We start from the raw sequence: 22,167 nt of genomic DNA on the forward strand, positions 1-22,167 counted from the left end.
AATTCCGCGGCGATGGACGCTTACTGAGCGGACGAGGACAGGTGCACAGCGCATCTCAGCAAGAGCGTTCTATGGCTATCAGTCAACCGTATCAGAAAGATATAATGGCCGTCGTTGCAATGGCCAATCCGATCGCCGCACAGTCGTCGAAGACGCTCGACGTCGTGATCCCCGTCTATAACGAAGAGCGTGACTTGGAGCCCAGCGTAACTAAGTTGCGTGACTTCCTGAAGCAGAACTGCCCATACCGGTGGCGCATCGTGGTTGCCGACAACGCCTCGACGGATCGCACGCTGGAGATTGCCAAAGCGCTGGCGCGCGAGTACCCCGGCGAGGTGACCTACATCCACCTTGACCAGAAGGGGCGCGGCCGAGCGCTCAAGCAGGCATGGCTGGTGTCGGATGCCGATGTGGTGTGTTACATGGACGTGGACTTGTCCACCAATTTGAACCACTTGATGCCGATGGTGGATCCGCTCTTCGCCGGCGAGTATCATGTCGCCACCGGCTCGCGACTGATGCCTGGCGCCCGCGTCACCCGCCAATTCAAGCGCGAGGTGATCTCACGCGCCTACAACCTGATCGTCAAGCTGATGTTCCCCCGCCGGCGCTTCTCCGACGCGCAGTGCGGCTTCAAAGCCCTTTCGCGCCAGGCGGTTAAGGACCTCGTCCCATATATTCAGGATAATTGCTGGTTCTTCGATTCGGAATTGCTCATACGCGCCGAGCAACAGGGTTATAAAATCTGGGAGGTGCCGGTAGAATGGATCGAAGACCTCGATTCCCGGGTGAAGATCATCCCCACGGCCATCGAAGACCTGAAGGGGCTGTGGCGCGTTCGAACGTCCAAGTTTCGGGAGTAGGCTGTCGGTTGGCGGTCGGAGAGATTGGAAGACGGGGCAGCGCTCTCCCGCGTTCCAAATTTCTGTTCTTCAACCCCCTTACGCCCGATTCGCCATAACCGCTGGGAGAAAGCATGCAGCATCATCGAAGAGTTGTCGTGACCGGCATCGGTGCGATTACGCCGCTCGGGTTAGACATGGAACGCACGTGGGAGGCGTTGATCAACGGCGAGTCCGGGGTCGCACCGATCACTCGGTTTGACCCTAACCTGTTGCCCGTGCACGTGGCATGTGAGGTCAAGCATTTTGACCCGGCCAACTTCATTGACCCGCGCGAGGTGCGCCGCACCGACTTGTTTGAGCAGTATGCCCTCGCTGCTGCGCGACAGGCCATCCATCAGGCGAACTTCATCATTACGCCCGACATCGCCGACGATGTCGGCGTGGTCGTTGGATCGTCGGTGGGGGGCTTCCACACTATGCTGGCCCAGTATGAAGTGCTGCGCGAGCAAGGGCCGCGCCGGATCAATCCATTCGCGATCCCAATGATCATGAGCAACGGCGCATCGGGCATGATCGCCATCGAACTGGGTGCACGCGGCCCGTCGTATTCACCCGCCTCGGCCTGCGCCACCAGCAACGATAGCCTGGGCCAGGCGTTCGAGATCATCCGGCGCGGGGCGGCGATTGCCATGATCGCCGGCGGCGCCGATGCTACGGTGAGCGCGCTGGGCATGGCTGGCTTCGACCGATTGGGCGCGCTCAGCCACGATAACGCGTTGCCGTCCACCTCGCCCAAGCCTTTCGACAAGCATCGGGACGGCGTGGTGATGGGCGAGGGGGCATGTGTCATGGTGCTGGAGGAGTTGGAATTTGCCCTCCGGCGCGGCGCGAACATCCTGGCGGAGATCGCCGGCTTCGGTCAGACCACCGACGCCTTCCATGTCATTGCGCCTGCCGAAGGCGGCACCGGCGCAGCCAAGGCCATTCGCCGCGCGATGGCGTGCGCCAACGTTCGCCCAGAGGACATTGACTACATCAATGCGCACGGCACAGCGACGCCGCTGAACGACATCGCAGAAACGCAGGCCGTCAAGACTGCGCTTGGCGACTACGCCTACAAAGTGCCCATGAGCAGCACAAAGAGCATGACCGGCCACATGATGGGCGCAACGGGCGCGCTGGAAGCCGCAGTGTGCATCTACGCCATCCAACGCGGCGTCATCCCCCCCACGCGCAACCTCGTCGAACCCGACCCGCTGTGCGATCTGGACTATGTGCCGGGCGAGGCCCGCCAGCACCGCGTGAACGTGGCGATGAACAACTCGTTCGGCTTCGGCGGACACAACAGCGTGCTGATCTTCAAGCGGTATGACGGTTGAACTACCAGCCTTCCGCGACCCAACGCTCCTCGAACGTGCGCTCACGCACACATCCTACGTCAACGAGCATCCCGAAGAACACGCTGCCGACAACGAGCGTCTGGAGTTCCTCGGCGATGCGGTGTTGGATTTCATCGCCGGGGCATGGCTGTTCGAGCAGTTCCCGGAGTATGACGAAGGTCGGCTGACTAGCGTCCGCGCGGCGCTGGTGCGCGTGAGCACACTGGCGAAGTTCGCCTATCAAGTGGGATTGCCGGAACGGCTGCGGCTGGGCAAAGGCGAGATTGACACCGGCGGCCGTGAACGCGCCAACATCCTCGGCGACGCCTTTGAGGCGCTGCTCGGCGCACTCTACCTCGATCAGGGCATCGAAGCTGTGCGCGACTTCGTCGTGCCCTTGCTTGCCCAGGCCACACCGGAAATCGTGCAGGCCAAACTCGACCGCGACGCCAAGAGCCGCTTGCAGGAGTGGAGCCAGGGCGTGTTGGGCGTCACACCGCGCTACAAGCTGGTGGCCGCCGAAGGGCCGGATCATGCGAAGGTGTTCACCGTCGAAGTGCGACTGGGTGACCGCGTGGCCGGCATGGGGCGAGGCTCCAGCAAACAGATGGCCGAGCAACTCGCGGCGAACGATGCGCTGGCGCGCGCGAGCGAGCTGGTGCCGCGCACGGAGAGCAGCGAAGCACAGAAGGGGAGCGAAGCGGAAGGGCAGGGCCGCGACGCCCGGCTGCCCTCCGCCTCCGCACCTATGGCTTGACCGTGACCGCCTTGAGTTCGGCGAAGGCATCCACGCCTGCCCAGCACCATCGCCAACTTCGCTTCAACCGTGCAGGAATTAAGAAATCGAAAGCCGCTTCTGCGACGTGCTGCGGGTGTGCGAAGCGATGAACCTGCTCGGCGGTGCGTCTCTCAACCGTTGACGGGTGTTGACGGGCGCAAAAAGGCATCTCAACTTTCAGGGCAAATGGTGACGTGTTGCCGGCGGAGGCCGACACGGCTGCTTTGGAGATTCTCCATCGCAACGCTGCGCGGCTGTACTTGGGCCAAGAACATATCGAGCCAGTTTAGGCGGAGTCGTCCTCGCACAATGGGCGACGCGCTTTTTAAGGCTGCAACGCCTCGCGCAGCAACTGATTGATCACCTGGGCGTTGCCTTTGCCTTTGGTCGCCTTCATCACCTGGCCGACGAGGAAGCCGAACACCTTCTCCTGCCCATTGCGGTATTGTTGTACTTGGCCAGGATGTGCCGCAATCACCTCGGCGACGACCCGGCGAAGCACGTCCACATCGCTCACCTGCGCCAACCCTTTGGCTTCGACGATGGCCCTGGGAGACGCGCCCGTGGCAAACATCTCCTCAAACACCTGGCGAGCCGTGTTGATGTTGACGACTTGCTCATCTACCAAGTTGATCAGCTCGGCCAATTGGCGCGGACTGGGCTTAATGCCAGCGATCTCGGCGTTGGGGATGCCGTTGGCCTTCATCAGGCGGAAGACCTCGGTCTGAATCCAGTTGGCAGCCGCCTTAGCGCGGGCGCGCAAGTCGGCCGCAGAGGCAGCCGCGATGACCTGCTCGAACCATTCGGCAACGGCGCGGTCGCTCGTCAACTGCACAGCGTCATAGGCGCTCAGCCCGAAGTCGCGGCGGTAACGGTCTTGACGCGCCAGCGCCAGCTCCGGCACGCGCCGACGCACGTCCTCTAACCAGGCGTCATCCACCTCCAACGGCGGCAAGTCCGGTTCGGGGAAGTAGCGGTAATCGTGCGCGCTCTCCTTCTCGCGCTGCACCACCGTCACGCCACGGCTCTCGTCCCACCCCAGCGTCACCTGCTGCACCGCTTCGCCGCGCTCGAGCAGCGCCGTCTGCCGACGAATTTCGTAGGCGATGGCATCGCGCACGGCGCGCAGGGAGTTGAGGTTCTTGATCTCGACCTTGACGCCAAACGCGTCGCTGCCTTTCGGGCGCAGGCTCATGTTCGGCTCGCAGCGCATGGCGCCCTTTTCCATGTCGCCCGTGCTCACGCCCAGGTAACGCACGATCTGCTGCAGCGCGCTGAGATAGGCATAGGCTTCGTCGGCGCTGCGGATGTCCGGCTCGGTCACGATCTCCAGCAACGGCACACCGCTGCGGTTGTAGTCCACATACGACTTATCGCCCACGTGGGTGAGCTTGCCGGTGTCCTCTTCCAAGTGGGCGCGTCGAATGCGGATGCGCCGGCGCGTGCTTTCCTCCGTCCAGTTGCCGGTGCTCAGGTCGCGCACGTCCACGTCCAGCCAGCCGTCGTAGGCCAGCGGACGCTGGTATTGTGAGATTTGGTAGCCCTTGGGCAGGTCGGGGTACCAATACGACTTACGCTCCCAGAAGGTGTGGCGGGCGATCTGGCAGTTCAGCGCGAGGCCCACCATCATGGCGAACTCGACGGCGCGCTTGTTGATCACCGGCAATGCGCCGGGCATCCCCAGGCACACGGGGCACACGTTCACGTTCGGCTCCGCGCCGAAGAAGCGCGCGCTGCATGCGCAGAACATTTTGCTGTTGGTGTCCAGCTCGACATGAGTCTCCATGCCGATGACGACTTCGTATTCCATTTCACCCTCTAGCTCGTCCTGTGTTTCGGGCGTGATGCGCTCCAATTGGGGAGCGACCGAGCCTTTCACGCGGAATCAGCCCAGCTTCAAATCCGGCGCAACGTCCATCGTCAGATCATCGCGCACGCCGCGCATGAAGGCATAGTAACCGGCCGCGCCGATCATCGCGGCGTTGTCGGTACACAGGGCCATCGGCGGAAAGGAGACCCGGTCGCCGAAGCGCGCCATCATCTTCTCGCGCAGCAGCTTGTTGGCCGAGACGCCGCCGCCCACCAGCACTGCTTTGACGTCGAAGGCTTCCGCCGCGCGCGCCGTCTTCTCCACCAGCCAGTCGGTCACGGCGTCCTGGAAGGAGGCGGCGATGTCGCTGACCGGCGCGCGAGGCGCGAGGTCGCCGTCTGCGTTGAGATAGTCCTGCACTAACCGCAGCGCGTGCGTCTTGGCCCCGCTGAACGAAAACATGTATGCGTCGCTGGTTGCGCGGACCGTCTTCGCCCCCAGCGACACGCGCGGGCGCGAGAACGTGAAGCGTTGTGGATCGCCGTCTTGAGCCGCCTTCTGAATGGCCGGGCCGCCGGGATAGCCCAAGTGAAGCAGGCGCGCCACTTTGTCGAACGCCTCGCCCACCGCATCGTCCACGGTATGACCGAGGAGCTGATATTGCCCGTGACCGCGCATCAGCACCAGCTCGGTATGCCCGCCGGAGACGATGAGCGCAAGCAACGGAAAAGGCGATGCCGAGCGCAGCAGGCGACGCACGAACGATGCGGGCTCACCGACGGTGTCCGTCTCCAACCAATGCGAGTAGATATGCCCTTCCAGATGGTTCACCCCGATCAGGGGCAGATCGCGCGCCAAGCAGATGCCCTTGGCGGTGTTGACGCCGACCACCAGCGCCCCCGGTAATCCCGGCCCTTTAGTCACGGCAACGGCGCTGAGCGAATCCCAGGCGGCCTGTGCGTCGGCCATCGCCGCATCAATCACCGGCGCAATCGCCTCGACATGCGCCCGCGATGCCATCTCCGGGAACACGCCGCCGTAGCGCCGATGCAGATCAGCCTGCGAAGCGACCACGTTGGAGCGGATGAAGCGACCGTCGTCAATCACGGCGGCCGCAGTTTCATCGCACGAGGTTTCAATGGCCAGGATGCGCATCGGCATGGCGCAGCGATTATAGGATGCGCGGCCAAACTGTCAGGAGAGCGGCCGATGCGGAAGCCTCAGCCGATGATCTCTTCGACGCGCACCGATAGATCGAGCGCAGGAGAGTGAAGCGTTTCGCCGCGCTGCAGCGTGACGACCTCGGCATATCGCCCATGCATCGGGCGGGCGTGTCGCTCGATCACATCATGATTCAGGTCCACCAGCCACGCCACGCCAATGCCGGCAGCCGCGTAGTGGGGCAGCTTCACTTCGCGGTCGAACCCAAGCGATGCATCGGCCACCTCGACGACCAGCAGCACATCCCGACCGCACGGCAGCGCGCCGGCGTAGAAATCGTCGCGCGGGCGCAACACGGTGATGTCGGCTTGTGGCTCGGTGTCGTCGGATAGGCGTATTGGGTCCTGCGCGCCAATGATGACCTGACGACCTAACCGCTCGGTCAAAACGGCGATCAATCGCTTGACGCAGGCGGCGTGTCTGCTGCCGATCGAGCTCATCGGGCGAATTTCTCCGTCAATCAGTTCCAGGCGCTCGTCCTCGGCCAGGATGCCGGCCGCGATCATGCGCTCGTATTCGTCGGCGCTGAACCGTCGGCGTACCGCCGGCGCGGTTGCTTGAAGAGACGTCATCATCGCCTCGTTCGCCCTCTACGCCCTGCATGGTAGCACAGGCTCATGCCTCCAGGTTCAACCACTTCACCTCGTCGGGGGTAAGCGTCACGTCCAGCGCCGGCAGCGACGTGCGCAGCTCATAGAGCGTGCGCGGGCCGATCAACGGGAAGGTGGGGAAGGGCTGATGCAGCACGTAGGCCAGCGCGATGTTGATCGGCAGCACGCCATACTTCTTCGCCAATTCGCGCGCCCGGCGCAGCCGCTCGAAGTTGTCGTCGCTGAACCAGCAGCGCACCCGCTCCGGGTCGGCCTTGAAGTCCGGCGCGGTGTCGTCCAGGAAGAAGCCGCGCGCCTGCGACGACCATGGAAACAGCGGCGTCTGCGTGCGCGTCAGCCATGCGCGGAACTCCGGCGTGCCCGCGCTCAGGCAGCCTTCCCATGGCGGCTCGACCATGCGCGCCAGGCTGAAGTTGTTGCTGATCGCGCTAAAGCCCTGCAAGCCATGCGCGGCGGCGTAGGCGTTCGCCGCCTCGATGCGCTCGATCGTCCAGTTCGACCCGCCGAAGGCGCGCATGCGGCCGGCGCGATAGTGCTCGTTCAGCGCCTCAACGAATTCGCCCACCGGCACCTGCGGGTTGTCGCGGTGCAGCATGTAGATGTCCACATAGTCGGTTTGCAGGCGCTCCAGGCTGATGGCGAACTGGCGGTTCAGATCCTCCGGCGTGCAGAACGGCGTGTGCGCGCCCTTGTCGAGGATGACCACTTCCTCGCGGATGCCCCGGTTGCGGATCCACTGGCCGAGCAGCGTCTCGTGCTTGCCGCTGCCGTAGATGAAAGCGGTGTCGAAGGCGTTGCCGCCGTGCTCGAAGAACGCGTCGAACATCACCGAGGCGTAGGCGATGTTCTCCTGGTTATCCACGCCCAGCACCAGGCGCGAGACCGGCTTGCCCACGCCGGCGATCTGGCCGTAGCGCATGCGAGGGTCGCTGCGCCGGGTCAGCGGCCGGCGGCTGACCGTCAGCTTCATCTCCGGCGCGTCCGGCTGCTCTTGGGCATAGGTCAGGCCGATGGCCTGTCGCCAGCGGTCAAGCGTATGCATGTTGCCCAGCGAGTCGTCCCAGCTCATCGCCGGCGGGGGCGCCTGGCGTCGCCCGATATTGCGCGCCACGGTGTCGGCCTCGATGGCGTAGAGCCATTCGTTGCATTCGACCTCGACGATGTGCTTCGGCTCGCTGCGGCGCTGCACGATGATGTCGGCCACGCCGCCGTGAAGCGCAGGGATCCAGGGTGAGGTGAGCAAGATATCCCCTTCTGTGCCGAAGATGTGGACGACGTTGCGCATGTTCAGCATCACGCCGGCCGCGATTTGCGCGACGATGCCGCCCGCGAATTCGAGCGTGCCAACGGCGTACTCATCCACACCGGTGGTCGGGTTCAGCCTGCCCGCGCCGAACACCCTGACCGGGTTGGCGAAGTCGCGCCCGAGCGCCACGCCGGCAATCAGGCGCGCCATCGAAACCGGATAACAGCCGACGTCGAGAATAGCGCCGCCGCCCAGCGCGTTGCTGAGCAAGCGATGTTCCGGGCCGACGCGCGCGTGAAAGCCGAACGCGGCTTGGATCATACGCACGTCGCCGATGACGCCCTGCCGGATCAGCTCGACCAGCTTGGCGGTCTGCGGATGGCAGCGATACATGAACGCTTCCATCAGGAAGACGTCGTGTTCGCGGGCCGCCTCGACCACGGCTTGCGCTTGCGGATGGTTCAACGCGAGCGGCTTCTCGCACAGGATGTGTTTGCCGGCCTCGGCCGCTTTGATCGCCCATTCCGCGTGCAGCGGGTGCGGCGTGGCGATGTACACGGCATCTACGTCCGGGTCGGCCAGCAGCGCCTCGTAACCGGCGTAGCGCTTGGGGATATCGAACGCATCGCCGAACTGATCGGCGGCTGCTTGCGACCGGCTGGCGACGGCGATCAGGACGCCCGTGGACGAACGTCGCACGCCGGCGGCGAAGGTTTTGGCGATATTACCGGTAGAGAGAATGCCCCAGCGGAGTGTCATCGGTTTGAGTTGTGAGTTTTGAGTTTTGAGTTTTGAGTTTTGAGTTGTGAGCTATGCGCTTTGCGCTTTGCGTTTTACGCCTTGCGTCTAGCGTCCTACGCCTTGTGTCCTTCGCCCAACTTCCGACTCCCTGAATCCCTAATCTCTAATCTCTAATCTCTAATCCCTAATCCCTGACCTCTCACTGATACTCCTTCTTCACCACGCCGATGAAGGGCAGGTTGCGGAAGTATTCGTCCAGATCGAGGCCGTAGCCGAACACGAATTCATCGGGGATCTCGAAGCCGAGGTAGCTGATCGGCACGTAGACCTCGCGGCGGGCCGGCTTGTTGAGCAGCGCGCACACGCGCAGGCTGGCCGGCTCGCGCGTCTGCAACAGGCGTAGCACGTGGTCAATCGTGTGGCCGCTGTCAATGATGTCTTCGACGAGTAACACGTGGCGCCCGCGCACGTCGGTGTTCAGGTCGAGCGTGATGCGCGGCTGACCGCGCGTCGCCCGCGCGCCGACGCCGTAGGACGATACCGCCATGAAGTCCACATGGTGCGGCGCACTGATGTGTTTCATCAGGTCGGCGAGGAACATCACGCCGCCGCGCAAGAGGCACACCAGCAGCGGCGTCTTGCCGGCGTAGTCTTGCGAGATTTGCGCGCCCAGTTCGGCGACGCGCCGGTTGAGCTGTTCCTCCGTAATCAGCACGCGGTCGAGCAGCGCTGAATAGCCGCCGCGCGCAATCGCATCTTCCAGGCGAGAGAGGTTGGCCATAGGCTGCTACGCAGCGAAATTGTAGCCGCGCCTGCCGAGCGGGAAAGCACGCCTCACCATCGTTGCGCTGCGCAGCGCCGGGCAAGACGTGCGTCGCCTCACCGCGCCGCAGCGCCGGTCCGCTCGCTTTCGAGGGCGGCCAGGAACTTCTCGGCTTCCATGGCAGCCATGCAGCCGAAGCCGGCGCTGGTGATCGCCTGTTTGAACCAGTTGTCATGCACCTCGCCAGCAGCGAATACGCCGGGCACGCTGGTGTGCAGGCGCTTATCCACGATCAGATAGCCGTCGTCGTCCATCGCCAACTGACCTTTGAACATCTGCGTGTTTGGCTCGTGGCCGATGAAGACGAAGAAGCCGTCCACCGGCTCCGTCCACGTCTCGCCGGTCTTCGTGCTCTTCAGCACCACTTCGCTCACCTTGCCGTTGCCGATGATGCGCTCCACGACGGCGCTCTTGATGAACTCGATCTTGGGGTTCTGCATGGCGCGCTGTTGCAGCACGGCGCCGGCGCGGAACTCGTCGCGGCGATGCACAATGCGCACGCGCCTGCCGAACTTGGTCAAGAACAGGCCTTCCTGGAAGGCGCTGTCGCCGCCGCCGACCACCATGATCTCCTTATCGCGGAAGAAGAAACCATCGCACGTGGCGCAGTAGCTCACGCCGCGCCCGATGAATTCTTCCTCGCCGGGGATGCCCAGCTTGCGCGGCGTGGCGCCCGTAGCCACGATGACGGCCTCGACTTCGTATTCACGGCTGGATGACCACAGCCTGAACGGCCGCCGCGAGAAGTCCACCTTTTCGATGGTTTCCTCGACCATGCGCGCGCCAAATTTCTCGGCCTGTTCGCGCATCAGCGCGGTCAGTTCCGGCCCTTGCAGGCCGTTGGGGAAGCCGGGAAAGTTCTCCACCTCGGTCGTCGTCGCGATCTGCCCGCCGAACGACGGGCCGACGAACACCAGCGGCTCGAGGAATGCGCGGCCGGCGTAGAGGGCCGCAGTCAACCCAGCCGGCCCAGCACCGATGATTGCTAATTTATCGGCCATCCTGCATGCTCCCTAGAATTGCAAATCACTCACCGTTATCCATTCTACCGAAGTAGCCGCTGACGGGTTGACCCCGCGCCCACGCATCAAGCAAAAAGCCCCCGCAGCACATGCGGGGGCTTTCACGCATCGAATCATCACTCGGCGGCCAGGCCCTTGCGCATGGCCGACACCGGCGCCGATTCGGCCGACGCGCGGTTAGGCGCAAAGACGCGCGCCAACGCAGCAAACGCGCGCTGCAGCGCGCCCGGATTCTGCGCGGTGGCCCGCGCGATCAGGCGGTGTTCCTCGGCCTCCTTCAACATCTCCTCGTAACGCAGCTTCGCGTATGTAGTGTCTAAGTAGGTAAACATGTCCTTACCTCCTGTTTTCGCTTTCAGGTGGGCGCGTATCGCCCACAACGCTTTTATAGGCGATTGCGCGCGCGAAAAGTTGACCTTTCCTGCCAGCGCCCTTGCCGGCGTCGGCGACAAGATTTGACAAGTCGGCTCGACGTGCGCCGATCAAGTCCGGCGTGCTAATCGAAGCGCTCATGCGCGCTCGTTCATAGGCCCTTCATGTGACGTCAGTAGAATGTGAGCGCTGCCTTGTTTACAATGCCAGCATGACGGAAACGCCGTCTCCCGCTGCATTCACCGTGTTCGGTGAATACTTGCGTTATTTGCGCCGCCGCGCCCGGTTGACCCAGCGCGAGCTGGGTGCTGCCGTCGGCTACTCCGAGGCGCACATCGCGCGACTGGAGGGCGGCCAACGCGTGCCTGATCCTGCGGTGGTCCGCGCTCAGTTCATCGAGGCGCTAGGATTGAAAGATGATCCAGAAGCGGCGCAGCAGTTGATCCGGCTGGCCGAGTCGGCACGCGAGACGCGCCATGCGCTCAAAGCGGGCGCGCCGGGCGCTGGACAGGGGCCGCCCACCAATCTGCGCACCCAATTGACCAGCTTCGTCGGTCGCGCCGAGGAAATCGCCGAAGTGAAAAGGCTGCTTGGCGAGGCACGCCTGTTGACGCTGACCGGGCCGGGGGGCGTGGGCAAAACGCGCCTCGCTGTGCAAGTCGCCTCTGAGGTGCTGTCGCTGTATCCAGACGGCGTATGGGTCGTGCCGCTGGCGTCGGTTCAGGATGGCGCGCGCGTGCCACATGCGGTAGCGGCTGCGCTCGGCTTGCCGGCTCAGGATGTCGTCACCGTCGAATCGCTGCGCAACCGGCTGCTGGACGCGCGCGCGCTGATCGTGCTGGACACATGCGAGCACCTGATCGGGGCATGCGCGACGTTGGCCGTGCGCCTGGTGCAGATGTGCCCCAACCTGACCGTGCTCGCCACCAGCCGCGAGCCGTTGAACGTGCCCGGCGAAGTTATCTGGCAGGTGCCGCCCATGCGTTGCGATGAGGCGATGCAATTGTTCGTCGAGCGGGCGCGGGCCGTCCGGCCGGAGTTCACGCTGGACGCGAACGACGAGGCGTTGCTCGTGCAGATGTGTCAGCAGCTCGACGGCCTGCCGCTGGCCATCGAGCTGGCGGCGGCACGGCTGCGCGTGCTGTCGCTGGAGCAGATCGCCGCACGGCTGGACGACCGCTTTGGCCTGCTCATTGGCGGCAACCGGCTCGCACCGCCTAAACAGCAGGCGCTGCGCACGATGATGGATTGGAGCTACGACCTGCTCTCCGAGGCCGAGCGCGCGCTGCTGCGCCGGCTTGCCATCTTCCCCGCCGACTGGACGCTGGAGCTGGCGGAGGCCGTGTGCGCTTGGGAGCCGGAGGGCGAAGCGACGACGTCGGTCATCTTGCGCAGGGAAGACGTGTTGGGCCTGCTCACACAACTGGTGAACAAGTCTCTGGTGGTTGTGGACGAGCGCGGCGGGCAACTGCACTACAGCCTGTCCAACACCATCCGGCAGTATGCGCATGAAAAGCTGGTCGAAGCCGGCGAGTTCGACGCCGTGTATCGGCGCTATCTGGCGTATCTGCCGCTCACGCCGCCGCGCGAGGCACCCGCAAACGCAGCGCCCAGGCGCGCCCGCCAGAAGCGGCCGTCGCAATCCCCCGCATCACACACCGCCTAGCCATTTCTCCATCACGAGGCCGTCTTCGCCATCGGGGTAATACCGGCGATAGGTGTTCACCCAGGCGTAGCCGCAGCGTTCATACAGCGCAAGCGCGCGTGTGTTGCTGCGCCGCACGGTCAGTTTGATGTGCGACGCGCCAAGCGCCTGCTCCGTCGCCAGCAAGAGCGCTGTGCCAATGCCCCGCCCCTGCGCGTGCGGATGCACGGCAATGGTGATGATCCAGCCGCAGCCCTCGCGCGCGTTGATCTCGCCGGCGACGAAGCCGACCACCCGCCCGCCGGCCGTCGCCTTCAGGCGCACCATGCGCGGCGTGAGCGCCAGGCCCAGCAGCGTGAGCAGGTCGTAGGCATCGCTGCCGAAGGCGGCCTGCTCCACGCGCCGAATCGCCCATAGGTCAAGCAGGCTGGCCGGCGCGATCGCAACGGGTTCGCTCGCGGCAATGGCGTTCATCGAAAGGTTTGAGTTTCAAGTTGTGAGTTTTGAGTTGTTGGTCATCCCCACTCAGAACTTAACACTCAAAACTCACAGCCCACACCTTACAGTTCACCGCCCACTCACGCCGCTAGAAAGTCAATCACGTCCATCATGGTGATCACGCCGTTCACGCGGCGCTGATCGTCCACCAGCACGGCGGCCTTGGCCTTTTGCAACACGTCGCTGAGGGTGTTGAGCGGGGTGCTCTCGTCCACGGTAGCCGCATCGCGAACCAGCGCGGCGATGGTCACCTCGTTGAACGACGCGTGCGAGTTGTCCAGCATGTAATTCAGGATGTCGCTCTCGCTCACCATGCCCTGCAGCTTGCCGTCGCCGTTGACGACCGGCAACTGCGAGAAGTCGTGCTGCTTCATGCGCTTGATCACCGCGCTCAGCGTCTCGTCGGCGTGCGCCGTGACCACCGGCCGCAGCGGGCTGGCCTGGATGAAGTCCCCTACCGTGCCCTGGTTCCAGTCGGTGTTCAAGAAGCCGTTCTCGCGCATCCAGTTGTCGTCGAAGAACTTGGTGAGGTAACGCGCGCCGTTGTCCGGCAGCAGCACCACCACGGTGTGGTCGGCAGTTAATCCAAGCTGGGGAATGGCCTTCAACGCGCCGGCGACTGCTGCGCCGCATGAGCCGCCGACGAAGATGCCCTCCTCACGCACGATGCGCCGGGCCATCAGGAACGATTCACGGTCGTTCACCTGCACCACTAGATCGCACACGCTCAAGTCGAGCGTGCTGGGGATGAAGTCTTCGCCGATGCCCTCCAGCTTGTAGGTCTTGAGGACGGGATGTTCGGGCACCTTGCCTTGCTTCCATGTGTCGAGCAGCAGCGAGCCGGCCACGTCCACGCCGACGATCTTGACGTCCGGCTTGCGCTCGCGCAGGTAGCGCGCCACGCCGGTGATGGTGCCGCCGGTGCCCATGCCGGCGACGAAGACATCAATCTGGCCGCCGGTCTGCTCCCAGATCTCCGGGCCGGTGGTGGCGTAGTGGATGGCCGGGTTGGCCGGGTTGTGATACTGGTTGCCGAGGATGGCGTTGGGCGTCTCGCGCACCAGGCGCTCGGCCACTTTGTAGTAGCTGCGCGGGTCGTCCTTGTCCACGGCCGTCGGGGTGATCACCACCTTGGCGCCATAGGCGCGCAGGGTGCGGATCTTCTCGTCGCTCATCTTGTCGGGCATGACGAAGATGCATTTGTAGCCCTTCACGGCTGCTGCGATGGCCAGGCCCACGCCGGTGTTGCCGCTGGTGGCCTCGACGATCGTGCCGCCCGGTTTGAGTTTGCCGGTGCGTTCGGCGTCCTCGATGATCGCGATGCCGATGCGATCCTTCACGCTGCCGCCGGGGTTGAAATACTCGACTTTCGCCAACACGTCCGGCGCGACGCCGCGGGTCACCTTGTGCAATCGCACGAGCGGCGTGCGGCCGATCGTGTCTACGATCGAATCGCGCACGTCGGGATAGGTCTTCATGCGCGGTATTCTAGAGCGAAATTAGGCGCCGAGAGCGCCAACAGGCCTGCAGACTGTTGATTTCTAGCGACGAGGCGCGGGGTATGATGCGCCCATCTCCCCTTTGAGGACGTAACCCTTGTCTGCCGTCGAAGAAACGATCGAAGTTCCTGCACGCGCCGGCGCAATCCAGGCGCGCCGGCGCGTGTTCGCCCTAGCCTGGCCGGTGATCGCCGAGAATTTCCTCGAAACGCTGCTCGGCATCGTGGATACCTGGCTGGTGGCCCAGCTCGCTATCAGCGCGCTGGCGCTGGCCGGCGTGGGCGCCGCCGTGCAGGTAATGCAGTTCCTGCTGGCGGCGCTGGCAGCGCTGTCTATCGGCGCGTCGGTGCTGGTAGCGCAATCGGTCGGCGCGCGCAACTTCTCGCGCGCCAATAATCTAGCCCGCCAGTCGCTCGTCTGGAGCCTGATCATCTCCATCCCGCTGGCCCTGGCCGGCTTCTGGGCTGCCGGGCCGGTCATCGGCCTGTTCGGCATGCAGCCGGCCGCCGCCGAGATCGGCGTGAGCTACATGCAGGTGACGATGGGCACGGTGGTCGTGCTGATCGGGCTATTCATCGGCAGCGGCGTGTTGCGCGGCGCGGGCGACTCGCGCACACCGCTGATCGTCACCACCATCGCCAACCTGATCAACATCCCGCTGACGTGGGCGTTGATCTTCGGGCGGCTGGGCTTGCCCGAACTCGGCCCGGTCGGCAGCGCGTGGGCGTCGTTCATCGCGCGCGCTGTCGCGCTGATGATTCTGCTGGCCGTGCTGTGGCGCGGGCGCAACGGTATTCGCATCGGCGGGCCGGGCGCGTGGCGGCCAGATGCCGCGGTCGCCAAAGGCGTGTTGTCCATCGGCGTGCCGGCGGCGTTGGAACAGATCCTGGCCAGCGGCGCGTTCTTCGTGCTCACCGTCGTGGTCGGGCAACTGGGCACGGCGATGCTGGCCGCCAACCGCATCGCCATCAACGCCCTGGCGCTGGCCTTCCTGCCCGGCTTCGGCTTCGCGATTGCAGCCACGGCGCTGGTCGGCCAGAGCGTGGGTGCGCGCAACATCCGCGAGGGCGAAGCCGCGACGCGCATCGCGGCAACGTGGGCGCTGATCTGGATGAGCGGCTTCGGGTTGATCCTGTTCATCTTCGCGCCGCAGGTGCTGCGGGCGTTCACCGCCGATCCGGCGGTGGTGGGCGCCGGCATGAACGCGCTGCGCGTGATGGCCTTCAGCATGCCGCCGCTGGCGATCTTGTTCGTGGCAGCCGGCGGCCTGCGCGGCATGGGCAACACGCGCATCCCATTGGTCATCTTCGGCGGCGGCTTGTGGACGATCACCGGCCTGGCTGCGCTGGCGGTGAACACGATCGGCGGCGGGCTGATCGCGGTGTGGAGCATGTTCGTGATCGGCACGCCGGTGATGGCCTGGCTGATGGTGCGCAGCTTCCGCAGCGCCGCGCGCGAGTTTCAGTATCCGTAGAGGTCAGCCGAGCAGGCCGGTGGTGATTGGGGACATGAATATGCCGGGCTAGGATGCCCGCTCCGCCGCGGCGTCAGCTTCGCCGTGCAGCTCCATGCGGCGCCGTTCGGAGGGCAGTAACCCTTCTGGGCGCGCGATCATCATCACGACGAGCAGCGCGGCGAAGAGGACAATGCGGTATTCGTCCACGCCGCGCAGCACTTCCGGCAAGCCTTTTAGGGTGATCGCGCCCAGCACCACGCCGGGGATGCTGCCCATGCCGCCCACGATGATTAACGCCAGCGCGTCAATCGAAACGAACAGCGAGAAGTTGTCGGGAAAGATGTTGACCTGGCGCGCGGCGTAGAGCTGGCCGGCCACGCCGGCGAAGGTCGCGCCGATGGCAAAGGCCATCAACTTGGTGCGCACCAAGTCAACGCCCATGGCCTGGGCAGCGTCTTCGTCCTCGCGGATCGCCACCCACGCGCGGCCGATGCGCGAGCGCTCCAACCGAAACGCCACGAAGGCAATGACCGCCGTGCCGAGCAGGGCCAGGATGAAGATGTCGCGCGGGTTGCCCAGGTTATAGCCGAACAGCGTCGGCGGCGCCAGGTTCAGCAGCCCACGCGGGCCGTTGGTCAGGTCGGCCAGGTTCAGCATGAACAGCCGGATGATCTCGCCGAAGCCGAGCGTGACGATGGCGAGGTAATCGCCGCGCAGCCGCAACACCGGCGTGCCCAGCAGGACGCCGCCGATCGCCGCCAGGATCATGACGATCGGGATGGATTGCCAGAAACTCAGCAGCGGCTGATCAGTGGGTAGTCCCAGCGCGCTCAGTTGTTGGCTGAACCACGGCGACGAGAACGGCGCGGAGAGGAAGGCGTATGCATACGCCCCGATGGCGAAGAAGGCTACATAGCCCAGGTCGAGCAAGCCGGCATAGCCCACCACGATGTTCAGCCCCAGCCCCATCATCACGAAGATGAACACGATGCCCATCACCGCGTTCTGGAACTGGTCGAGCATGAACGGCAGCGCCGCCAGTCCGGCCAGCAGTGCGAAGGAGACAGCCGTTCGCTCTTTGCCGGGGGTCGCTGCGCGCATGGCGAACAGCCCGGCAGCGACGGCCAGCATCACCAGCAACAAGCGAAGCGTGCCCTTTTGGGCGCCGCCGAAGGTCACAGCGGGTTGTCCAAGGACAAATACGGCCAGCAACAGGATGAAGGGCAACCCAATCACCACCCAGCGCGCCTGCGATGGCGCGGACCTGGCGGTAAAGCGCCGCAGGCCAATCGCCAACCCACCACCGGCGAGGCTGCCCAGCAGCACCAAGAGGGCCGGGCGCAAGAAGTCGAACGCGGCGAGCTGGCCGCGCGCGACGGCGAGCGTGGGCAGGCCATACCACGCAGCGACATTCGGCGGCGTGATCTTGTCGAGCACCGGCTGGATGCGCACCCCGCCGCCCAACAGCGCCGCGAAGACTCCTACCAGGATGGCGATGAGCGTCCCACCAATCACGCCGGCGATCAGCGCCTGACGCAAGACCGTCGCCGGCGGATGACGCTGCGCTTCGCTGCGCAACGCCAGCGCGACAATCGCCGCGGTCACAATCGCCATGACGAACGGGGCGCTTGCTTCAAAGCGACCGGGCAACCCGATCAGCGTCAGATAGGCCAGGATGCCGAACCCGATCAGCCCGATGCGAATGCCGCGTGGATCGCGCTCAACCGCAGTCATACTTTCTTCTCGGCGAGCGCTTCGCCCAGCAGACCCTGCGGCCGGAAGATCAGCACCAGCACCAGCAGGACGAAGGCGATGATGTCCTTGTACTCCGCCGGAATGCCGAGCGCGCTCGGCCCGATGGATTCGGCGATGCCCAGCACCAGCGCGCCGACCATCGCGCCGGGGATGTTGCCGATGCCGCCCATCACGGCGGCGGTAAAGGCTTTGAGGCCGGGGATGAAGCCGCTGTTGAATTTGATGACCGAGTTGTGGAAGCCCAGCATCACGCCCGCCGCGCCGGCCAGCGCCGAGCCGAGCAGGAAGGTGAAGGTGATGATCTGGTTCACGTCCACGCCCATCAACGCAGCGGTGTCGCGATCGGCGGCGACGGCGCGCATCGCCCGCCCCAGCCGCGTGCGTTGGACGATGACGAACAGCGCCCCCATCAGCGCCAGCGACGTCACGAAGATGATCAGGCCGGTGTAGGGGATGAAGACCGGCCCGATGCGGAAGCCGCCGGAGATGAGCGCCGGCCGCTGATACACAAGCGGGCTGACCCCGAAGATGAGCAGGACGGAGTACTGCAAGAACAGCGACGCGCCGATTGCACTGATCAGCGGCACCAGCCGAGGCGCATTGCGCAGCGGGCGATAGGCGATGCGCTCCAGCGCGACGCCAGTGAACATCGCGCCGATCATGCCGATCCCCATCACGATCAACAGCGCGGCCACCACCAGGCCGGCCGGGCCGCGCATCCACCCCAGCGCCTGGGCGAGCTGCAGCGCAAAGAAGCCGGCCACGCCGCCGATCATCATGACTTCGCCGTGCGCGAAGTTAATCATCAACAAGATGCCGTATACCAGCGTATAGCCCAGCGCCACTAATGCATACACGCCGCCCAACACCAGCCCGTTCACCAACTGCGACGCCCAAAACGTCAGGGGGTAGCTCTCGGCCAGGCTGACCGTAATGGCGCGCGCGACCACCAAGGCGCAGATCAGCAGCGCGATCGCGCGCGCGATCCAGCGCGTGGTCTGCGCGCGGCGCTGCAAACTGGTTGCAACGGCAAGGGATTGGGACACGATGTCGCTTTGAAACTGTCTTCCACAGTCACATGTCCCTCTCCGGCCTGTGCCGGAGAGGGACATTGAAGGGGGAGATGAAGGGCGGGCTTACTGCAAGCCGAAGCCGAAGACCTGCTTGAATGCACCGTTCTCGACGGTGAACACCTGCACGCCGCCGGCGCCGCACTCGCCGATCGGGTTGCAGGTCAGCGTGCCGGTGATGCCTTTCAGGCCGGACGTCCCGCGAATGGCCTTGATCAGCGCCTCGCGGTCAATCACCAGGTTGCCGGCCGAGTCGGTCTGCGCGACCTTCTTGATCGCCTCGACGATGAGCAGCACCGAATCGTACGACTGGCCGTGGAACGGGCCAAGCTTCTCCGGCTCGACGCCGAACTTGGCGATGTATTTCTCGCGGAAGACATCAAACTTATCCTTCTGCGTGTCGCCGGCAACGAAGGACATGTAGGCCCCTTCGGCAGCAGCGCCGGCCGTGTCGAGGTACTGCTGGGTGTAAGCGCCGTCCACGCCCATGAACTTGGCGTTCTCCAGGCCGGCCACTTCCTTCATCTGCTGGGTAATCAGCGCCGCCTCGGTGGCGTAGCCGCCGAAGAAAATCAATTCCGGCTGGCTGGACCCGATCTTGGTCAGCGGCGCGCGAAAGTCGGTGTCGCCCACTTTCGCCCCCTCAAACGCGACCACTTCGCCGCCCAACTTCTGGAAGGCATCCCGGAAGATTTCAGCGACGCCTTTGCCGTAGTCGGAGCTGTCGTGCATCACAGCGACTTTTCTGAAGCCCAGCTTGTTGTAGACGAAGTCTGCGTCCACCTCGCCCTGCAATCCATCGCTCAAGGCCACGCGGTTGCACACGTCGCAGTCTTCGCTGGTCACAGCCGGGTTGGTGGCGCTGGGCGAGACGAACGGGATGCGTGCCTTCTGCAGGATGGGCTTTAATCCGAAGGTCTCGCCGGAGCACGTGCCGCCGGTCACGGCGACGATGGTCGGATCGGCGGCGAATTTGTTACCCACCACCGTGCCCTGATCGCCCGAGCAGGCGCCGTCTTCGGCGACCAACTCGAAGAGGAAGCCGTTCACGCCGCCGGCAGCGTTGGCATCATCAATGGCGATCTCAGCGCCCTGGCGGATGTCCTTGCCGGGGTCGGGAATCGGGCCGGTGAGCGCAAACGAGCCGCCGATGCGGATCTTGCTGCCGGGCGGGATCACCACCGTGCCCGGGCTGGCGGCTGGCGCGGGTGCTTGCGTCGGTTCGGCCGGCGCCTGGGTCGGCTCGGCGGGTGGCTGGGTGGGCTGATCCGGTGCCGGTGTGAGCGCAGCGGGCTGCGCCGGTGCTGCCGGTTGTGCTGGCGCAGCGCACGCAGCCAACAAAGCGCAGGCCGTCAGGCTGGTCGCGAATAGAAGGAAGGATTGTCTTGTCATCGTTTTCTCTCCTAGGTGACGAATGTCCGAATCCGATTGTGCCTACAAGGACAGAAGTGTAATCGCAGTCGTCGCGGCGCACAAATGGATGAGCGGACGGCGCAACGCGCCTGCCGACTGCTCGTACACTACGCTTGCCATGACTCAGTCCAGACGCTTCGCTCTGCTGGCCGCGCGCGACATCAACAAAGAGACCTTTGTCGAAGCATGGCCCGACGCCGGCCTGATCGTCGCCGACGGGCCGAACGATCCCCAGCCGTCGTTGACCCTCGTCCCCACCTCTCGCCGAGAGAAAGTAGTGGTGGAGATGGATGGCAAACCACGCGCGCAGTTCGATGCGCTCGACACGTTCATCGCCGATCATTTCCTCGACCTGAGCGTCGCCGAGGAGGCCATGGCGACGCCGTCGCTGCACATCGCGCGCATGCTCGTGGATATCAACGTCTCCGCCGGCGCGGTGCGCCGTCTGGCCCTGGGCTGCACGCCGGCCAAGCTGTGCGAGATCGTGCGCCACATGAGCGTCCTGGAGATGATGATGGGCCTGGCCAAGACGCGCGTACGTAGGACGCCGGCCAATCAGGCGCACGTCACCAACCGACGCGAGCATCCCGCCTTGCTGGCCGCCGACGCTGCCGAGGCGGCGTTGCGCGGCTTCGCCGAGATCGAGACCACCGTTGGCATCGCGCGCATGGCGCCGCTGAACGCGTTGTGCGTGCTGGTCGGCTCACAGACCGGTCGGGGCGGCGTGCTCACCCAGTGCGCCATCGAGGAAAGCATGGGCCTACGGCTGGCGATGAAGGGACTGACCAGTTACGCCGAGACGCTGAGCGTGTACGGCACAGAACGCAGTTTCGTGGACGGCGACGATACGCCGTGGAGCAAGGCCTTCCTGGCCAGCGCCTATGCCTCGCGCGGTGTGAAGATTCGCTTCACCAGCGGCACCGGCAGCGAAGCATTGATGGGCAGCAGCGAGGGCAAGAGCATGTTGTATCTGGAGGCGCGCTGCCTATGCGTGGTGCGCGGCGCCGGCAGCCAAGGCGTCCAGAACGGCTCGATTTCGTGCATCGCGCTGCCGGAGAGCTTGCCGGGCGGGGTGCGCGCGGTGCTGGCCGAGAACCTGATCGCTGCGATGCTCGGCCTGGAGGTCGCCAGCGGCAACGACGCGTTGGCCAGCCACAGCGCCATTCGCAAAAGCGCCAAACTCATGCTGCAGTTCATCCCCGGCACGGACTTTATCTTCAGCGGCTACAGCGCTGTGCCGCGCCGCGATAACCTGTTCGGCGGCGGCAACTTCGACGCCGAAGACTTCGATGACTACAACGTGCTCCAGCGCGACATGCAGATAGACGGGGGGCTGCGGCCGGTGCGCGAGGCGGAGGTGCTGGCGGTGCGCCGCGAGGCCGCCCGCGCGGTGCAAGCTGTCTACGCCGAGTTGGGCTTCCCGGAGATCCGCGACGAGGAGGTCGAAGCGGCCGTCGTCGCCCACGGCAGCGATGACATGCCGCCGCGCGACATCGTCGCCGACCTGGTCGCTGCCGATCGCTTCCTGGAAGGGCCGCAGGACGTGCGCGATGTGATCGCCGCGCTGCGCCGGCGCGGGTTCGCGCGCATCGCCGCCAACTTGGCTGAGATGCTGCGCCAACGCGCATTGGGCGACTACCTGCAACCGGCGGCGATCTTCGTCTCCAGCCACCCCGGGCGCGCAGCAGGCGATGGGGTAAAGGCGTTCGAAGTGACCGTTGGCGCAAACGATGCGCTCGCTCACCCATCGCCCCCAGACTCCCCATGCCCGACTCCCTCGTTTCGCGTGCTCAGCGCCCTCACCGATCCGAACGACTATGCCGGCCCGGGCACGGGCTATCGCATGAGCGAGGAGCGGTGGCGCGAAATACAGCGGCTGCCGCAGGCCCGGTCGCCGCGTGACTTCATCGCCGACTGCATCGGCGCGCCGTTAGAAAATCTGCGCGAGATCGGCGAGGCCAAAGCGGGACGTTTCAACGAGGT

17 protein-coding genes and 1 pseudogene are annotated in these 22,167 nt (G+C 64.8%); 6 read left to right on the forward strand and 12 right to left on the reverse strand.

Going from position 1 to position 22,167, the window contains the following annotated elements; all coding sequences use genetic code 11:
* The first annotated feature begins 119 nt into the window (after positions 1-119).
* The 3 genes from GXH28_RS01710 (at position 120) to rnc (ending at position 2,981) form a co-directional block, all read left to right on the forward strand.
* A complete protein-coding gene (locus GXH28_RS01710) occupies positions 120-863 on the forward strand; it encodes a dolichyl-phosphate beta-glucosyltransferase (protein ID WP_240550113.1) in 744 nt (247 codons plus the stop codon).
* 113 nt (positions 864-976) lie between these two features.
* On the forward strand, positions 977-2,224 hold the full coding sequence (gene fabF / locus GXH28_RS01715) for a beta-ketoacyl-ACP synthase II (RefSeq protein ID WP_169237281.1): 1,248 nt from the start codon (positions 977-979) through the stop codon (positions 2,222-2,224).
* Positions 2,214-2,981: a ribonuclease III gene (gene rnc, locus GXH28_RS01720; protein WP_169237282.1), complete on the forward strand. Its 768-nt coding sequence runs from the start codon at positions 2,214-2,216 to the stop codon at positions 2,979-2,981. The genes fabF and rnc overlap by 11 nt, the downstream gene beginning before the upstream one ends.
* 346 nt (positions 2,982-3,327) lie before the next feature.
* Here rnc and gatB read toward each other — a convergent pair whose 3' ends face one another.
* The 7 genes from gatB to GXH28_RS01755 form a co-directional block, all read right to left on the reverse strand.
* Complete coding sequence (gene gatB, locus GXH28_RS01725) at positions 3,328-4,812, reverse strand: Asp-tRNA(Asn)/Glu-tRNA(Gln) amidotransferase subunit GatB (RefSeq protein WP_169237453.1); 1,485 nt, start codon at positions 4,810-4,812, stop codon at positions 3,328-3,330.
* 75 nt (positions 4,813-4,887) lie between these two features.
* The gene (gene tsaD, locus GXH28_RS01730; protein ID WP_169237454.1) at positions 4,888-5,967 is read right to left on the reverse strand and encodes a tRNA (adenosine(37)-N6)-threonylcarbamoyltransferase complex transferase subunit TsaD; all 1,080 of its coding nucleotides are present in this window, start codon (positions 5,965-5,967) and stop codon (positions 4,888-4,890) included.
* Between the two features lie 65 nt (positions 5,968-6,032).
* Positions 6,033-6,608 (reverse strand): Uma2 family endonuclease, encoded by a 576-nt coding sequence (locus tag GXH28_RS01735; protein ID WP_240550114.1) that lies wholly within the window; start codon positions 6,606-6,608, stop codon positions 6,033-6,035.
* Between the two features lie 40 nt (positions 6,609-6,648).
* On the reverse strand, positions 6,649-8,649 hold the full coding sequence (locus GXH28_RS01740) for an aldo/keto reductase (RefSeq protein WP_169237283.1): 2,001 nt from the start codon (positions 8,647-8,649) through the stop codon (positions 6,649-6,651).
* 181 nt (positions 8,650-8,830) lie between these two features.
* Positions 8,831-9,412, reverse strand: coding sequence for a hypoxanthine phosphoribosyltransferase (gene hpt, locus GXH28_RS01745; RefSeq protein ID WP_169237284.1), 582 nt, complete (start codon positions 9,410-9,412; stop codon positions 8,831-8,833).
* Between the two features lie 98 nt (positions 9,413-9,510).
* A complete protein-coding gene (gene trxB / locus GXH28_RS01750; protein ID WP_169237285.1) occupies positions 9,511-10,455 on the reverse strand; it encodes a thioredoxin-disulfide reductase in 945 nt (314 codons plus the stop codon).
* Between the two features lie 137 nt (positions 10,456-10,592).
* Complete coding sequence (locus GXH28_RS01755) at positions 10,593-10,808, reverse strand: hypothetical protein (protein WP_169237286.1); 216 nt, start codon at positions 10,806-10,808, stop codon at positions 10,593-10,595.
* Between the two features lie 251 nt (positions 10,809-11,059).
* Between GXH28_RS01755 and GXH28_RS01760 the strand changes: the two genes are divergently transcribed.
* Positions 11,060-12,514, forward strand: a complete 1,455-nt coding sequence (locus GXH28_RS01760) for an ATP-binding protein (RefSeq protein ID WP_169237287.1) — start codon at positions 11,060-11,062, stop codon at positions 12,512-12,514.
* Here the strand turns inward: GXH28_RS01760 and GXH28_RS01765 are convergent.
* The gene (locus GXH28_RS01765) at positions 12,500-12,967 is read right to left on the reverse strand and encodes a GNAT family N-acetyltransferase (protein WP_169237288.1); all 468 of its coding nucleotides are present in this window, start codon (positions 12,965-12,967) and stop codon (positions 12,500-12,502) included. The two genes, GXH28_RS01760 and GXH28_RS01765, sit on opposite strands and share 15 nt — an antisense overlap.
* Before the next feature lie 104 nt (positions 12,968-13,071).
* Complete coding sequence (locus GXH28_RS01770) at positions 13,072-14,469, reverse strand: cystathionine beta-synthase (RefSeq protein ID WP_169237289.1); 1,398 nt, start codon at positions 14,467-14,469, stop codon at positions 13,072-13,074.
* A gap of 118 nt (positions 14,470-14,587) precedes the next feature.
* On the opposite strand from GXH28_RS01770, the gene GXH28_RS01775 reads away from it, so the two are divergent.
* The gene (locus tag GXH28_RS01775) at positions 14,588-15,964 is read left to right on the forward strand and encodes an MATE family efflux transporter (protein ID WP_169237290.1); all 1,377 of its coding nucleotides are present in this window, start codon (positions 14,588-14,590) and stop codon (positions 15,962-15,964) included.
* A 48-nt stretch (positions 15,965-16,012) separates the two neighbouring features.
* On the opposite strand, the gene GXH28_RS01780 is transcribed toward GXH28_RS01775, so the two are convergent.
* The 3 genes from GXH28_RS01780 to GXH28_RS01790 form a co-directional block, all read right to left on the reverse strand.
* Complete coding sequence (locus tag GXH28_RS01780) at positions 16,013-17,680, reverse strand: ABC transporter permease subunit (RefSeq protein WP_169237291.1); 1,668 nt, start codon at positions 17,678-17,680, stop codon at positions 16,013-16,015.
* Positions 17,677-18,747: a branched-chain amino acid ABC transporter permease gene (locus GXH28_RS01785; protein WP_320447892.1), complete on the reverse strand. Its 1,071-nt coding sequence runs from the start codon at positions 18,745-18,747 to the stop codon at positions 17,677-17,679. Before GXH28_RS01785 ends, GXH28_RS01780 begins: the two co-directional genes overlap by 4 nt.
* Positions 18,748-18,837: 90 nt before the next feature.
* Positions 18,838-20,163, reverse strand: coding sequence for an ABC transporter substrate-binding protein (locus GXH28_RS01790; protein WP_169237293.1), 1,326 nt, complete (start codon positions 20,161-20,163; stop codon positions 18,838-18,840).
* Positions 20,164-20,302: 139 nt separating this feature from the next.
* Between GXH28_RS01790 and GXH28_RS01795 the strand changes: the two are divergent.
* Positions 20,303-22,072 (forward strand): annotated as a pseudogene (locus GXH28_RS01795) (propanediol/glycerol family dehydratase large subunit); the annotation flags it as partial.
* Between the last annotated feature and the right edge of the window lie 95 nt (positions 22,073-22,167).

This window comes from Candidatus Roseilinea sp. NK_OTU-006, assembly GCF_012931985.1.
Classification (GTDB): domain Bacteria; phylum Chloroflexota; class Anaerolineae; order J036; family Brachytrichaceae; genus JAAFGM01.

Coding starts and splice junctions, on each gene's coding strand:
- GXH28_RS01710 (WP_240550113.1), top strand. CDS start 120: ATGGCCAATCCGATCGCCGCACAGTCGTCGAAGACGCTCGACGTCGTG.
- fabF (WP_169237281.1), top strand. CDS start 977: ATGCAGCATCATCGAAGAGTTGTCGTGACCGGCATCGGTGCGATTACG.
- rnc (WP_169237282.1), top strand. CDS start 2,214: ATGACGGTTGAACTACCAGCCTTCCGCGACCCAACGCTCCTCGAACGT.
- gatB (WP_169237453.1), bottom strand. CDS start 4,812: ATGGAATACGAAGTCGTCATCGGCATGGAGACTCATGTCGAGCTGGAC.
- tsaD (WP_169237454.1), bottom strand. CDS start 5,967: ATGCGCATCCTGGCCATTGAAACCTCGTGCGATGAAACTGCGGCCGCC.
- GXH28_RS01735 (WP_240550114.1), bottom strand. CDS start 6,608: ATGATGACGTCTCTTCAAGCAACCGCGCCGGCGGTACGCCGACGGTTC.
- GXH28_RS01740 (WP_169237283.1), bottom strand. CDS start 8,649: ATGACACTCCGCTGGGGCATTCTCTCTACCGGTAATATCGCCAAAACC.
- hpt (WP_169237284.1), bottom strand. CDS start 9,412: ATGGCCAACCTCTCTCGCCTGGAAGATGCGATTGCGCGCGGCGGCTAT.
- trxB (WP_169237285.1), bottom strand. CDS start 10,455: ATGGCCGATAAATTAGCAATCATCGGTGCTGGGCCGGCTGGGTTGACT.
- GXH28_RS01755 (WP_169237286.1), bottom strand. CDS start 10,808: ATGTTTACCTACTTAGACACTACATACGCGAAGCTGCGTTACGAGGAG.
- GXH28_RS01760 (WP_169237287.1), top strand. CDS start 11,060: ATGACGGAAACGCCGTCTCCCGCTGCATTCACCGTGTTCGGTGAATAC.
- GXH28_RS01765 (WP_169237288.1), bottom strand. CDS start 12,967: ATGAACGCCATTGCCGCGAGCGAACCCGTTGCGATCGCGCCGGCCAGC.
- GXH28_RS01770 (WP_169237289.1), bottom strand. CDS start 14,469: ATGAAGACCTATCCCGACGTGCGCGATTCGATCGTAGACACGATCGGC.
- GXH28_RS01780 (WP_169237291.1), bottom strand. CDS start 17,680: ATGACTGCGGTTGAGCGCGATCCACGCGGCATTCGCATCGGGCTGATC.
- GXH28_RS01790 (WP_169237293.1), bottom strand. CDS start 20,163: ATGACAAGACAATCCTTCCTTCTATTCGCGACCAGCCTGACGGCCTGC.